Source organism: Citrobacter sp. Ca225, from assembly GCF_030337175.1.
Classification (GTDB): domain Bacteria; phylum Pseudomonadota; class Gammaproteobacteria; order Enterobacterales; family Enterobacteriaceae; genus Citrobacter_A; species Citrobacter_A amalonaticus.
On the sequence record NZ_JAOWCD010000100.1, the window covers coordinates 179,516 to 193,477 of the forward strand.

Genomic DNA, 13,962 nt, shown 5'->3' on the forward strand with positions numbered 1-13,962 from the left:
ATGCGCTGGGGATTACTACTCGCGAGTCTGTTGCTGGCCGCTCCGGGACACGCCGAACAACGCTGGCAGCAGATCCAGAATGAGGCCAGAGGCCAGACCGTCTGGTTCAACGCCTGGGGCGGTGACAGCGCCGTTAACCAGTATCTTGACTGGGTCAGTGGCGAGATGAAAACCCACTATGCGGTCAATCTTAAAATCGTGCGTCTCGCCGATGCCGCTGATGCCGTGAAGCGCATCCAGACGGAAGCCGCCGCCGGGCGAAAGACCGGTGGTTCTGTCGACCTGTTGTGGGTTAACGGCGAAAATTTTCGCACGTTGAAAGAGGCTGGATTGCTGCAAACCCAGTGGGCGGAAACGCTGCCCAACTGGCGCTATGTTGATACGCAAAAACCGGTACGTGAAGATTTTTCAATTCCCACTGACGGGGCTGAGTCTCCGTGGGGGGGCGCGCAGTTGACGTTTATTGCAGATCGCGACGTGACGCCGCAGCCGCCTCAAAGTCCGCAGGCGCTGTTGGCATTTGCCCGGGCACATCCAGGCACCGTCAGTTACCCGCGACCGCCGGACTTTACCGGCACGGCGTTTCTGGAACAGTTATTAATCTCGCTGACTGACAATCCGCACGCGCTCACCGTCGCGCCAGACGCCGCCACCTTTGCCGATGTAACCGCGCCGCTGTGGCGCTATCTCGACGCGCTGCATCCGAGTCTGTGGCGAGAAGGGAAAGATTTCCCGCCATCTCCGGCGCGGATGGACGCGTTACTTAAGAGCGGGACATTGCGCCTGTCGTTGACCTTTAACCCGGCGCACGCTCAGCAAAAGATCACCCGCGGTGAATTGCCAAAACACAGCTACAGCTTTGGTTTTACCGCGGGGATGATTGGCAACGTGCACTTTGTCGCCATTCCGGTTAACGCCCGCGCCAGCGCCGGAGCGAAACTGGTCGCCAACTTCCTGCTCTCTCCTGACGCACAGCTGCGTAAGGCCGATCCAACAGTCTGGGGCGATCCGTCGGTGCTGGATGCGAAAAAACTGCCCGCCGCACAACAGGCCGCGCTGGAAGCGCGCATTCCGGACGGGCTGCCCGCCGTGCTGCCTGAACCTCATGCGGCCTGGGTTAACGCACTGGAGCAAGAATGGCTGCGCCGCTACGGATCGCGCTAATGTTTCTCGCCTGGCTGGGCATGGCGGCGATTTATGCGCCGATACTGCCTGCCGGTATGTTGCTGATCGCGCCCGCGCTGTCACTGGCAAACTGGCAAACTGGCAGGCTCTTTTTACCGATCCGCAGTTACCGCAGGCGTTGCTGGCGACCGTGGTGTCGGTATTCATCGCCGCCGCTGGCGCGCTGTTTATTGCGTTAACAATCGTGGTGGCGCTCTGGCCCGGCTTACGCTGGCGACGGTTGAGTACCCGCCTGCCGTGGTTGCTGGCGATTCCCCATGTCGCGTTTGCCAGCGCCGCGCTACTGCTTTTCGCTGAAGGCGGACTGCTCTGGCACGCCCTGCCGTTTCTCTCGCCTGCGATTGATCGCTACGGCATCGGGCTGGGCGTGACGCTGGCCGTGAAAGAGAGCGCTTTCGTGCTGTGGATTTTATCCATTTTACTGAGTGAGAAACGCCTCGCTCAGCAGGTCATCGTCCTGGATTCGCTGGGCTACAACCGCCGGCAGACGCTCTGCTGGTTGATCTTACCCACTATCGCCCCCGCACTGGGAGCCGTAATGCTGGCCGTGGTAGCGTGGACGATTTCGGCGGTGGATGTTGCCATCATCCTCGGCCCCGGCAATCCGCCGACGCTGGCGGTCCTCTCCTGGCAATGGCTTAGTCAGGGAGACAGCGAACAGCAGATCAAAGGCGCGCTGGCTAGCCTGCTCTTGCTGGCGCTGCTCGCCCTCTTTGCACTCGCGGGTTATCAGCTCTGGCGTAGCTGGCGACGCACGCTTCCTGACGTCAGTGGCGTACGTCAACACCGCGTTTCGCCCCTAACGGGGAAAACGCTGTCATTGTCGCTGCCCGCGACGGGAGTGCTCTGCACGGTATTACTGGCCTTTCTGGCGCAGCAATCTACGCTCAATCTCGACGCGTTAACCCACAGCGTAACAATCGGAGTGACCGCCAGCGCGCTGGGACTGGTCATTTTGCTGCTATGGCTGGAATGGGGACCGCAGCGCGGACATCGTTGGGTCTGGCTGCCAATCCTTCTTCCGGCGCTGCCGCTGGTGATGGGCCAATACGCGCTGGCGTTGCATCTTGAACTGGACGGTCAGTTTGCCTCGCTCATCTGGGGACATCTGCTGTGGGTGGTGCCGTGGATGTTGTTTGTCCTGAAACCGGCCTGGCAACGCATCGACCCTCGTCTGCTGCTGATTGCCCGGACGCTGGGCTGGTCACCGATGAAAATCTTTTGCTGCGTAAAATGTCCGCAGATTTTGCGTCCTGTACTCGTGACGCTGGCCGTCGGTTTCTCCGTCAGCATCGCGCAGTATATGCCGACCCTGTGGCTGGGCGCAGGCCGTTTCCCGACGCTGACGACGGAAGCGGTGGCCCTCAGCAGCGGCGGCAGTACTGGTATTCTGGCCGCGCAGGCGCTCTGGCAATTGCTGTTACCGCTGGTCGTGTTTACGCTAATGGCCGGACTCTCGTTATGGGTCGGCCACCGCCGACAAGGATTGCGCTAATGCTCACCGTTCGCCATCTTTCCCTGTTTCTCCACCAGACCCCGCTGTTTGGCCCGTTAACCTTCGAAGTGGCAAAAGGTGACATTGTCACATTAATGGGTCCCTCCGGCTGCGGCAAGTCTTCGCTGCTGGCCTGGATGGTGGGTGCGCTGACGCCACCGCTGCATGTCCGCGGTGAACTGTGGCTGGGTGAGCAGCGTCTGGATGCGCTCCCCACCGCCCGTCGGCAGATCGGTATTTTATTTCAGGATGCTTTGCTGTTTGATCACTTTACGGTGGGACAAAACCTGCTATTAGCGCTTCCTGCCAGTCTGAAAGGCACAGCGCGGCAGGATGCGGTTCAGCACGCGCTTGACCGTGCGGGCATGGCGGGATTGTCTTCTCGCGATCCCGCCACGCTATCCGGTGGTCAGCGCGCACGGGTTGCGCTGCTTCGCGCCCTGCTGGCGCAGCCTAAAGCGTTGCTGCTGGATGAGCCGTTCAGCCGTCTTGATGCTGATCGTCGGGCAGACTTTCGTCAGTGGGTCTTTGATGAAGTGCGTCGGCTGGACATTCCCGTTGTTCAGGTCACCCATGACGCGCAGGATATTCCGCCGGGCGGTCACGTTTTGCCGTTATCTTCCGCCTTGTGAAACTGCTTACATACTGCGTTAACGCAAAGTTTTTCCGCTACCGCGAGCACAGAATGGCGCCTCCTTATCTCAACGTCGGGCAATTCGATGAAACGTGTTTCTCAAATGACCGCGCTGGCTCTGGCTTTAGGGCTCGCTTGCGCTTCCACCTGGGCTGCTGATATGGCGCAGGTACTTAACTTCCAACAACTGGCGCAAAAACAGGGTACGGCTATCGATACCCGTCCCTCCGCGTTTTATAATGGCTGGCCACAGTCACTAAACGGTCCGTCCGGACACGAACCTTCCGCCCTCAACCTCTCTGCCCGCTGGCTTGATACCATGAGCGACGAACAGCTCGTGACCTGGATCCAACAGCATCAACTGAAGGCCGACGCCCCTGTCGCGCTGTACGGCAACGACAGCGACGTGCAGGCGGTGAAAAACCGGCTGAAAAAGGCTGGACTGCAACAGGTTGCCACGCTGAGCGACGCGTTGCAGGATCCGGCGCGTCTGCAACGACTGCCGCATTTCGAGCAACTGGTTTATCCGCAGTGGCTGCATGACCTGCAACAGGGTAAAGCGGTCACCGCGAAACCGGCCGGCGACTGGAAAGTGATAGAAGCCGCCTGGGGTGCGCCGAAGTTTTATCTGCTCAGCCATATTCCAGGCGCGGATTACATCGACACCAACGAGGTGGAAAGTGAACCGCTGTGGAACAAAGTGCCTGATGACAGTCTGAAAGCGATGCTGGCGAAACATGGTATCCGTCATGACACGACGGTGATCCTGTACGGACGCGATGTTTACGCGGCCGCGCGGGTGGCGCAGATCATGCTGTATGCCGGAGTGAAAGACGTGCGTCTGCTCGATGGCGGCTGGCAGACCTGGTCCGACGCCGGGCTGCCGGTCGAGCGCGGCACGCCTGCGAAAGTTAAACCGGAGCCCGATTTTGGCGTGACCATTCCGGCGCAACCCCAGCTGATGCTTAATATGGAACAGGCGCGCGGACTGTTGCACCGTCAGGATGCGTCGCTGGTCAGTATTCGCTCCTGGCCAGAATTTATCGGCACCACCAGCGGCTACAGCTATATCAAGCCAAAAGGTGAAATTGCCGGGGCGCGCTGGGGACATGCCGGTAGCGACTCGACGCATATGGAAGATTTCCATAACCCGGACGGCACCATGCGCAGCGCAGATGACATCGCCAGCATGTGGAAGCAGTGGCACATTCTGCCGGATCAGCAGGTCGCCTTTTACTGTGGCACCGGCTGGCGCGCGTCAGAGACGTTTATGTACGCCCGGGCGATGGGCTGGAAAAACGTCTCGGTTTATGACGGCGGATGGTACGAATGGAGCAAAGACCCGAAAAACCCGGTCTCCGCAGGTGAGCGCGGCCCGGACAGCAGTCTGTAATGGATTGCCGGATGGCGGCGCTTGCGCGCCATCCGGCGTTCACTGTTGTAACCCCTTCAGCGTCAGATAACCATTCCAGACGCGGGTCAACGTCGTCATCCAGCACAGTGTGCCGAAGATCCACGCCAGCACGGCAAACTTCTCCGGGAAAAGACACGCCAGTACAAACACCAGGATCGTTTCCGTTCCCTCGGTCAATCCCCCCAGATAATAAAACGATTTATGCGCATAGCCGGGGTTGTCGATATTGTGCTTCGCGGCCAGCGCGGCAAAGGCGAGAAAACTGCTGCCGGTGCCGATAAACGCAAACAACAGCCAGCCCCCCGCCAGCGCATTCTGCTGTGGGTCGGCCAGAATGAAGCCGAACGGCACCAGCGCGTAAAACAGAAAATCGAGAGAGATATCAAGAAAACCGCCCGCATCGGTAAGCCCTCGGCGTCGCGCCAGCGCGCCGTCAAGCCCGTCCAGCAGACGATTCAGGACAATCGCCACCAGCGCCGCCAGATACCAGCCCAGCGCCAGAAACGGCAACGCCAGTACGCCGAGGCCAAACCCAACCAGCGTCAGACCGTCCGGGGAAACCCCCGGCCTGTCGAGCACGCCTGCGCAACGGTGAAGCAGCGGTTTAAGCCGTGGATGCAGATGCCGGTCAAGCACGCGGCGCTCCTTTGAGACTGTCGCACAGTCCCTGCGAAGGAATATCCAGCGCGGCATTGAAACGCGCCGAGAGGTTCTGAAAAGCCAACAGCGCGGTCATCTCGCTAATAACGTCATCGCTGAAATGCTGCTTCATTTGTGCTTTCAGGGCATCATCTACCCGCGGTGGCGTGGCGGTCACCGCGTCAGCATAAGCCAGCGCAACGCGCTCTTCTGGTGTAAAAAGCGACGATGCCTGCCAGTCCGCCACGGCCAGCATTTTGTCCATCGCGCCGCTACGCTCTGCCAGTCGCAGGCTGTTGGCATCCACGCAGAATGCGCAGTGGCAGACCTGCGACACGCGCGTCATCAATAATGCCCGCATCACCGGCGTCAGACGCGCACGTTTACGCTCAAGAAACCCGACAAACAGCGCCACCAGCCAGAACAAAAACGGCATCCGCCCCCACCAGCGCGTCGGATGTAATACCTCTCCGTAATGTTTTCTTTGCGTCATCACGAGAGGATTGAGACTGGCGGGGAGACGGGTCAACGGCGTTACCCACGGTTGCGGATCGTTCAAGGCAGACTCCTGGGACTTCAGGTCAATCAAAGATGACGATAGTATGTCACTTTCTGCTGTTGAACATTGACGAATATGATGAAAACCCTCGACGTTGTTGCCGCGATTATTGAACGTGATGGCAAAATTTTGCTCGCCCAGCGCCCGCCGCAGGCGGATCAGGCAGGTTTATGGGAATTTGCCGGTGGCAAAGTGGAAGCGGGCGAAACGCAGCCGCAGGCGCTGGTCCGCGAACTGCGCGAAGAGTTAGGCATTGAGGCCACGGTGGGGCGCTATATTGCCAGCCACCAGCGTGAAGTCTCCGGGCGGTTGATTCATCTGCATGCCTGGCATGTCCCGGCGTTCAGCGGAGAAATGATGGCGCATGAGCACCAGCAACTGGTGTGGTGCGAGCCGCACGTCGCGCTGGACTATTCGCTCGCCCCCGCTGATATTCCGCTACTTAACGCCTTTATGGTTTTACGCGACGCCAGACCAGCGGATTCGTACTGAGCGTTTTCTCGTCGCGCTGGCACTGCAACAGCACGCCATCGGCTTTAATTACCGCCCCTTCTGAATAATTCTGATCCTGATAAATGCAGCACTGATTACAGGGCTGCGCGCGCTGTCCACCGGAACTGAAGACCTCCGGCGGCACGTTCACCTGCACATCCGGGCGAAGGTTTTGGTTCGCCAGGCTGGATAAAGAGAGTGTCATCAACGCTGCCGCCATCGCGATAAAACGCATAGGGTTTCCTTACTATTTCGGGTCTGTTCTTAGTATAACGGTAACCCGCGCGGGAAACTTTACTCTCTTCTGTCATCGTTTTTCGTTATGACAGCCGTCTGGTTATTAATTTGTCTGGCACCGGCATTTTTTTCTTGCTATCCGTCACATTCCTGATGGTATAGTCAAAAACTGCAAACACATATCCACAAAAAACACAATTACAACCACATTTAAATATAAGAGGTTTTTATATCTATGGATCAGACATGCTCTCTGGAATCATTCCTCAACCATGTACAAAAGCGCGACCCGAATCAAACCGAGTTCGCGCAAGCCGTCCGTGAAGTTATGACCACCCTGTGGCCATTCATTGAGCAAAACCCGCGCTATCGTGAAATGTCGTTGCTGGAACGGTTGGTTGAGCCAGAGCGTGTGATTCAGTTCCGTGTCGTGTGGCTGGACGATCGTAATCAGGTCCAGGTTAACCGCGCCTGGCGCGTGCAGTTCAACTCGGCGATTGGCCCGTACAAAGGCGGGATGCGCTTCCACCCTTCCGTTAACCTGTCGATCCTGAAGTTTCTCGGCTTTGAGCAAACCTTTAAAAACGCACTGACCACCCTGCCGATGGGCGGTGGTAAAGGCGGTAGCGATTTTGATCCGAAAGGCAAAAGTGAAGGCGAAGTGATGCGTTTCTGTCAGGCGCTGATGACGGAACTGTACCGTCATTTGGGTCCGGATACTGACGTTCCTGCCGGTGATATCGGCGTGGGTGGCCGTGAAGTGGGCTTTATGGCCGGGATGATGCGTAAGCTCTCCAACAACAGCGCCTGCGTGTTTACCGGCAAAGGGCTCTCCTTCGGCGGCAGTCTGATCCGTCCGGAAGCAACCGGTTACGGTCTGGTCTACTTCACCGAAGCGATGCTCAAGCGTCATGGTCTGGGCTTTGAAGGGATGCGCGTAGCGGTTTCCGGTTCCGGTAACGTGGCGCAGTTCGCCATTGAAAAAGCGATGGAATTTGGCGCTCGCGTGGTGACGGCCTCCGACTCCAGCGGCACCGTCGTGGATGAAAGCGGCTTTACGAAAGAGAAACTGGCGCGTCTGTGCGAAATTAAAGCCAGCCGTGACGGCCGCGTGGCGGACTACGCCCGTGAGTTTGGCCTGACCTATCTGGAAGGCAAACAGCCGTGGTCAGTGCCGGTCGATATCGCACTGCCGTGTGCCACGCAGAACGAGCTCGACGTCGAAGCGGCTCGCGTGCTGATTGCTAACGGCGTGAAAGCGGTGGCGGAAGGGGCAAACATGCCAACCACCATCGAAGCGACCGATCTGTTCCTCGAAGCCGGCGTGCTGTTTGCACCGGGCAAAGCGGCGAACGCCGGTGGCGTTGCCACCTCCGGCCTGGAAATGGCACAGAACGCGGCGCGTCTGAGCTGGAAGGCGGAGAAAGTGGATGCCCGTCTGCACCACATCATGCTGGATATTCACCATGCCTGCGTCGAGTACGGCGGTGAAAGCAAACAGACCAACTATGTCCGTGGGGCGAACATCTCTGCCTTCGTGAAGATTGCCGACGCCATGTTTGGTCAGGGTGTGATTTAAGTCCCCCCAAACCGAATTACAGGCCCGCCTCTGCTGATGGCGGGCTTTTTTTCGCCGCACGTTTACGAGGCGCGCTCTTCTTCTTCTCTCCACCATCACCACCAGGCGCAACAATGCCACGGAAGCGACGCACCGGCGTACTGCGCGCCTGATCGATCAATTGATACAGCGTGCCCACCAGCGGCTGCATGAAATCCTGATAGCGGCACTGCTTTTCGCTGATTTGCGTCAGAATTGACTCCCAGTGGGCAGTCATGTCCGGACGGGTCGCCATCTCCGGCAGCGAGTGGAACAGCGCTTTCCCGGCATCGGTTGAGTGGATATAGCGCCCTTTTTTGACCAGAAAACCGCGCTTAAACAGCAGTTCGATGATCCCGGCGCGGGTGGCCTCGGTGCCCAGCCCGTCCGTTGCACGGAGGATCTTTTTCAGATCTTTATCCTGCACGAAGCGCGCAATCCCGGTCATCGCCGACAGCAGCGTGGCATCGGTAAAATGGCGTGGCGGCTGGGTCTGACGTTCAACCACTTCGCCCTTTTCACACAGCAGTTCATCGTCTTTCGCCACCACCGGCAGCGGCGTGCCGTCGTTCTCTTCATCCCGCTCTTTACTGCCCAGCAGCGTTCGCCAGCCCGCTTCGGCAAGGAATCGGGCCTTAGCGACGAATTTACCCTTCGCGATATCCAGTTCAATCACGCATTTACGGAATACCGCATCCGGGCAAAATTGCATCAGGTATTGACGGGCTACCAGGTTATACACCTTCGCTTCATTGTCCGTCAGAGTAATACTGTTGCTGCGCGCAGTAGGAATAATGGCGTGGTGAGCATCAACCTTTTTATCATCCCAGCAGCGATTACGGGTATCGGGATTTACCGCCGGTTGCGGCAGCAGATCCGGCGCATGCACGCCGATGGCGTTCATTACCGCATGCCGTCCAGCGAAGTGCTCTTCCGGCAGATAGCGACAGTCAGAACGCGGATAGGTAATCAGCTTGTGGGTTTCATACAGCTTCTGGCAGATGTCGAGCACGTTCTGCGCGCTCAGGCCAAAGCGTTTCGCCGCTTCAATCTGTAAAGCTGACAGCGAGAACGGCAACGGCGCAGATTCTGATTCCCGTTTATCGTTATAGCTGGTGACTATCGCCGGTTGGCCGTTGATGCGGTTGACCACATGCTCCGCCAGCGGACGGTGTAACAATCGTCCCTCTTCGTCCTGATACGGTTCGCACGCTTCGCTCGGCTGCCAGATCGCGGTGAAGCGTTCCTCCGCAGGGGTCACGATATGTGCTTTCACTTCAAAAAAATCTTTGGCAACGAAGTTTTCGATCTCTTCATCGCGTCGGACAACCAGCCCGAGTACCGGCGTTTGTACGCGCCCGACGGAGAGCACCCCCTGATAACCGGCGTTACGCCCGAGAATGGTATACGCACGGGTCATGTTGATGCCGTACAGCCAGTCCGCGCGGGCACGGGCCAGCGCCGACACGCATAACGGCACAAATTCGCTGTTTGAGCGCAGACGTTCAATCGCACGTTCAACGGCCTGTGGGTTGAGATCGTTAATCAGACAGCGCTGCACCTGCTGACGCTTTTCCGGCGCCAGTTGCAGGTAATCCAGCACCTCGTCCACCAGCAGTTGCCCCTCGCGATCCGGGTCTCCCGCATGGATAACCTCACTGGCCTCATGCAGAAAACGCTTAATCACGTTGAGCTGTTTGGTCACGGAAGGACGCGGCTGCAATTGCCACTTTTCCGGCACGATCGGCAGATCGGCAAGGTTCCAGCGCGCATAACGACTGTCATAGACATCAGGCTGCGCCTGTTCCAGCAGGTGACCAATACACCAGGTCACCACCTGGCCGTTACCGCATTCAATAAAGCCATCGCCCTTACGGTGCGGTTTAGGCAACACATCAGCAATGGCGCGCGCCAGACTCGGCTTTTCGGCAATAAACAACCGCATTGGGTTAACGGATCTCAACCATGGCGCGACCGCCACGGGCTTCAACCAGCTCACCAATCGCCGTCAGGTCAATGCCAAACTCGGCGGCGGTGGCTTTCACTTCTTCTTCGGCCTCTGGCGTTACCGCCAGCAGCAGACCGCCGGAGGTTTGCGGATCGCACAGCAGGGAGCGCACCGCCTGCGGCATTTCCCCCATCAGGTGGCCGTAGCTGGCAAAGTTACGCTCGGTGCCACCCGGCACAGCCCCCAGGCGGATGTACTCTTCGACGCCCGGCAGTTTAGGGATGTCCTGATAGCGGATCTGCGCCTGGACGCCTGCACCCTGGCACATCTCGCTGAGGTGGCCCAGCAGACCAAAGCCGGTGACATCGGTCATCGCTTTCACGCCGTCAATGTTGGCAAATGACGCTCCGGCAATGTTCATGCGACACATGACTTCCGTCGCCAGCCCCTGATGTTCAGGTTTTAGCAGCGACTTTTTCTCTGCAGTAGTCAACACGCCAATGCCTAGCGGTTTGGTCAGGAACAGTTTGCAACCGGCCTCGGCGGTGCTGTTTTTCTTCACCCGCTCAGTGGGAACAATGCCGGTGACGGCCAGACCGAAGATCGGCTCCGGCGCGTCAATCGAGTGGCCGCCCGCCAGCGCAATGCCTGCCTGACGACAGGCAAAGCGTCCGCCTTCAGTCACCTCGCGGGCGATTTCCGGCGACAGCTTGCTGATAGGCCAGCCCAGGATCGCGATCGCCATAATCGGTTTGCCGCCCATCGCGAAAATATCGCTGATGGCGTTGGTCGCCGCAATGCGGCCAAAATCAAACGGATTATCGACAATCGGCATAAAGAAGTCGGTGGTACTGATGACGCTGGTACCATTGCCCAGATCGTACACCGCCGCGTCGTCACGGGTTTCATTTCCCACAAGCAGGTTCGGGTCGACAAACTTCGCCTGCTCGCTGTGCAGGATGGTTTCCAGCACTTTCGGGGAAATTTTACAACCGCAACCCGCTCCGTGGCTGTACTGTGTTAAACGAATAGCATGCTCGCTCATGGACATCTCCTGTCATTGCAATCGGGCTATGGTAGCGCTCATTCCATGACGTGATAAGAGAGAGTGTCCGAATTCCGGCGTCTTTGCTCAGAATCCAGACAGTTTTGCCTGATTAACTAAAATTTCGTCACGAAAGGTGCGGTATCCGGCACGCTAATGGTGGTGGAGGCTTTCAGTTGCGGTGTGCCGAGATAAAGAAATCCGACAATTTTATCCTGTGGGCGACAGTCAAACGCGTCGCGCACCACCGGACTGTCGGTTAAGGCTCCGCTACGCCAGATCCCGCCGAAGCCCTGTGCGATAGCCGCCATTTGCATCGCCATCACCGCGCAGCCTGCAGACATTTCCTGCTCCCAGACCGGGACCTTATGATTTTCATCACATTTTGCGACCACGGTGATGATAAGAGGCGCGCGAAACGGTGCGCTACGCGCTTTTTCGATCCCTTTTTCATCACTTCCGGCGGCAATCGCCCCCTTTTCCAGCACCGCGCTGAAGCGTTCGCGCCCCTCGCCTTCGATAACGAAGAAGTGCCACGGTTGCAGGGTCTTATGATCCGGCGCGCGCATGCCCGCACGGAGAATATTTTGCAGTTGCTCACCGGCAGGTGCAGGCTCGGCCAGGCGAGAAGCGCTACGGCGGTTAACAAGTAATTCAAGTGCATCCATTTGGTTAACTCCTGTCAGGGTGAATATTCACAAAATTAACACGAGAGCAGATTTTGTTACAGCGCCGACAGTGATTCCTGCTGACAAGAGACGGCAGGGTCATTAGGATAGCCACATCTCATACACCTGACTCAGGTGTAGTATTGGTAACGGTAGGGAGAATACATGCGAACCCTGTGGCGATTCATTGCCGGTTTTTTTAAATGGACGTGGCGACTGCTTAATTTTGTCCGCGAAATGGTGCTTAACCTGTTCTTTATCTTCCTTGTCCTGGTGGGTGTCGGGATCTGGATGCAGGTCAGCAGCAATAACACCAGCGATAAAGTCGGTCGCGGTGCCCTGATGTTAGATATTTCCGGGGTGATCGTCGATAAGCAGTCCAGTACCAGTCGTCTTGGCGCTCTTAGCCGTCAACTGCTCGGTGCCAGTTCCGACCGCTTACAGGAAAACTCCCTGTTCGATATCGTCAATACCATTCGTCAGGCCAAAGACGATCGCAATATCACCGGTATTGTGATGGACCTGAAGAACTTCGCCGGTGCCGATCAGCCGTCAATGCAGTATATCGGTAAAGCGCTGCGTGAATTCCGCGACAGCGGTAAGCCAGTCTATGCCGTTGGCGATAATTTTAGTCAGGGTCAGTATTACCTTGCCAGCTTCGCCAATAAAATCTGGCTTTCGCCGCAGGGTTCCGTTGATATCCACGGTTTTGCCACTAACGGACTGTATTACAAGTCCCTGCTGGATAAGCTGAAAGTGTCAACGCATGTGTTCCGCGTGGGCACATATAAATCTGCCGTCGAGCCGTTTATTCGTGACGACATGTCGCCTGCGGCGCGGGAAGCAGACAGCCGCTGGATTGGCGAACTGTGGCAGAACTACCTGAATACCATTGCCGCCAACCGTCAAATCCCGGCAGAGCAGGTCTTCCCTGGCGCTCAGGGCGTGCTTGATGCGCTGACGAAAGCCGATGGCGATACGGCGAAGTATGCGCTCGACAGCAAACTGGTCGACGCCCTGCTTTCAAGTGCCGAAGTGGAAAAAGCACTGACGAAAGAGTTTGGCTGGAGTAAGGCAGAGAATAACTATCGCGCGATCAGCTACTACGATTACACGCTTAATCCGCCTGCGGATACGGGCAGCGCCATCGGCGTGGTCTTTGCCAACGGAGCCATCATGGATGGTGAAGAAACACCGGGGAATGTCGGCGGAGATACCACCGCCTCGCAGATTCGCGATGCGCGCCTGGATCCGAAAGTGAAAGCCATCGTTCTGCGCGTCAACAGCCCTGGCGGTAGCGTGACGGCGTCGGAAGTGATTCGTTCGGAACTGGCCGCTGCACGTGCTGCCGGTAAACCGGTGGTCGTATCGATGGGCGGAATGGCCGCCTCTGGCGGCTACTGGATCTCTACGCCTGCCAGTTACATTGTGGCTAACCCGAGCACGCTGACCGGTTCGATTGGTATCTTCGGCGTGATTAATACCGTTGAGAACAGCCTTGACTCAATCGGCGTACACACCGACGGCGTTGCCACGTCACCGCTGGCCGATATTTCGCTGACTAAAGCCCTGCCGCCTGAAGCGCAGCAGATGATGCAGTTGAGCATTGAGAATGGCTATAAGCGCTTTATCACCCTGGTGGCGCAGGCACGTAAATCCACACCTGAGCAGATTGATAAAATCGCGCAGGGCCACGTCTGGACGGGTCAGGACGCCAAAGCGAACGGCCTGGTCGACAGCCTGGGTGACTTCGATGATGCGGTGGCTAAAGCGGCTGAACTGGCGAAACTCAAAGAGTGGCATATCGACTATTATCAGGATGAGCCAACCTTCTTTGATATGATCATGGACGGTATGTCAGGTTCTGTCCGCGCCATGCTGCCGCAGGCGATTCAGGCGATGCTCCCTGCGCCGCTGGCCTCAGCGGCCAGTGCGGTCAAAGCGGAAGGCGATAAGCTCGCCGCGTTCAACGATCCGCAAAACCGTTATGCGTTCTGTCTGACCTGCGCGAACGTGCGTTAATCCTCACGCCCTCTTCCTGCGAAGAGG

General features: G+C 57.7%; 12 protein-coding genes and 1 pseudogene. 7 read left to right on the plus strand and 6 right to left on the minus strand.

Annotated elements, in window-relative coordinates; translation table 11 throughout:
* The 4 genes and pseudogenes from OGW13_RS21560 to OGW13_RS21575 all read left to right on the plus strand — a co-directional run bounded on the left by OGW13_RS21560 (nt 1) and on the right by OGW13_RS21575 (nt 4,707).
* On the plus strand, nt 1-1,164 hold the full coding sequence (locus OGW13_RS21560) for an ABC transporter substrate-binding protein (protein WP_044254841.1): 1,164 nt from the start codon (nt 1-3) through the stop codon (nt 1,162-1,164).
* Nucleotides 1,137-2,680 (plus strand): annotated as a pseudogene (locus tag OGW13_RS21565) (ABC transporter permease family protein). The gene OGW13_RS21560 and the pseudogene OGW13_RS21565 overlap by 28 nt, the downstream one beginning before the upstream one ends.
* Entirely contained in the window at nt 2,680-3,312 is a 633-nt protein-coding gene (locus OGW13_RS21570; protein WP_044265474.1) for an ATP-binding cassette domain-containing protein, read from the plus strand. The pseudogene OGW13_RS21565 and the gene OGW13_RS21570 overlap by 1 nt, the downstream one beginning before the upstream one ends.
* 87 nt (nt 3,313-3,399) lie before the next feature.
* Nucleotides 3,400-4,707 (plus strand): rhodanese-like domain-containing protein, encoded by a 1,308-nt coding sequence (locus OGW13_RS21575; RefSeq protein ID WP_287116461.1) that lies wholly within the window; start codon nt 3,400-3,402, stop codon nt 4,705-4,707.
* Nucleotides 4,708-4,746: 39 nt separating this feature from the next.
* Here the strand turns inward: OGW13_RS21575 and OGW13_RS21580 are convergent, their stop codons facing one another.
* A complete protein-coding gene (locus OGW13_RS21580) occupies nt 4,747-5,364 on the minus strand; it encodes a CDP-alcohol phosphatidyltransferase family protein (protein ID WP_287116462.1) in 618 nt (205 codons plus the stop codon).
* The gene (locus OGW13_RS21585) at nt 5,357-5,926 is read right to left on the minus strand and encodes a carboxymuconolactone decarboxylase family protein (protein ID WP_287116463.1); all 570 of its coding nucleotides are present in this window, start codon (nt 5,924-5,926) and stop codon (nt 5,357-5,359) included. Before OGW13_RS21585 ends, OGW13_RS21580 begins: the two co-directional genes overlap by 8 nt.
* 78 nt (nt 5,927-6,004) lie before the next feature.
* Here OGW13_RS21585 and OGW13_RS21590 point away from each other — a divergent pair, with 78 nt between their 5' ends.
* Nucleotides 6,005-6,418, plus strand: coding sequence for a pyrimidine (deoxy)nucleoside triphosphate diphosphatase (locus OGW13_RS21590; RefSeq protein WP_044327844.1), 414 nt, complete (start codon nt 6,005-6,007; stop codon nt 6,416-6,418).
* Here OGW13_RS21590 and OGW13_RS21595 read toward each other — a convergent pair.
* A complete protein-coding gene (locus tag OGW13_RS21595; RefSeq protein ID WP_172961335.1) occupies nt 6,378-6,638 on the minus strand; it encodes a YnjH family protein in 261 nt (86 codons plus the stop codon). The two genes, OGW13_RS21590 and OGW13_RS21595, sit on opposite strands and share 41 nt — an antisense overlap.
* A gap of 252 nt (nt 6,639-6,890) precedes the next feature.
* Between OGW13_RS21595 and gdhA the strand changes: the two genes are divergently transcribed.
* The gene (gene gdhA / locus OGW13_RS21600) at nt 6,891-8,234 is read left to right on the plus strand and encodes an NADP-specific glutamate dehydrogenase (RefSeq protein WP_043000911.1); all 1,344 of its coding nucleotides are present in this window, start codon (nt 6,891-6,893) and stop codon (nt 8,232-8,234) included.
* Between the two features lie 16 nt (nt 8,235-8,250).
* On the opposite strand, the gene topB is transcribed toward gdhA, so the two are convergent.
* The 3 genes from topB to OGW13_RS21615 form a co-directional block, all read right to left on the minus strand.
* Nucleotides 8,251-10,197 carry a DNA topoisomerase III gene (gene topB, locus OGW13_RS21605; protein WP_043000912.1) on the minus strand — a complete coding sequence of 649 codons (1,947 nt, stop codon included), beginning with the start codon at nt 10,195-10,197 and terminating at the stop codon, nt 8,251-8,253.
* A 4-nt stretch (nt 10,198-10,201) separates the two neighbouring features.
* Nucleotides 10,202-11,245: a selenide, water dikinase SelD gene (gene selD / locus OGW13_RS21610; RefSeq protein ID WP_043000913.1), complete on the minus strand. Its 1,044-nt coding sequence runs from the start codon at nt 11,243-11,245 to the stop codon at nt 10,202-10,204.
* A gap of 116 nt (nt 11,246-11,361) precedes the next feature.
* Entirely contained in the window at nt 11,362-11,913 is a 552-nt protein-coding gene (locus OGW13_RS21615) for an NAD(P)H nitroreductase (RefSeq protein WP_043000914.1), read from the minus strand.
* Between the two features lie 165 nt (nt 11,914-12,078).
* On the opposite strand from OGW13_RS21615, the gene sppA reads away from it, so the two are divergent.
* A complete protein-coding gene (gene sppA, locus OGW13_RS21620; RefSeq protein ID WP_287116464.1) occupies nt 12,079-13,935 on the plus strand; it encodes a signal peptide peptidase SppA in 1,857 nt (618 codons plus the stop codon).
* The last annotated feature ends 27 nt before the right edge of the window (nt 13,936-13,962 follow it).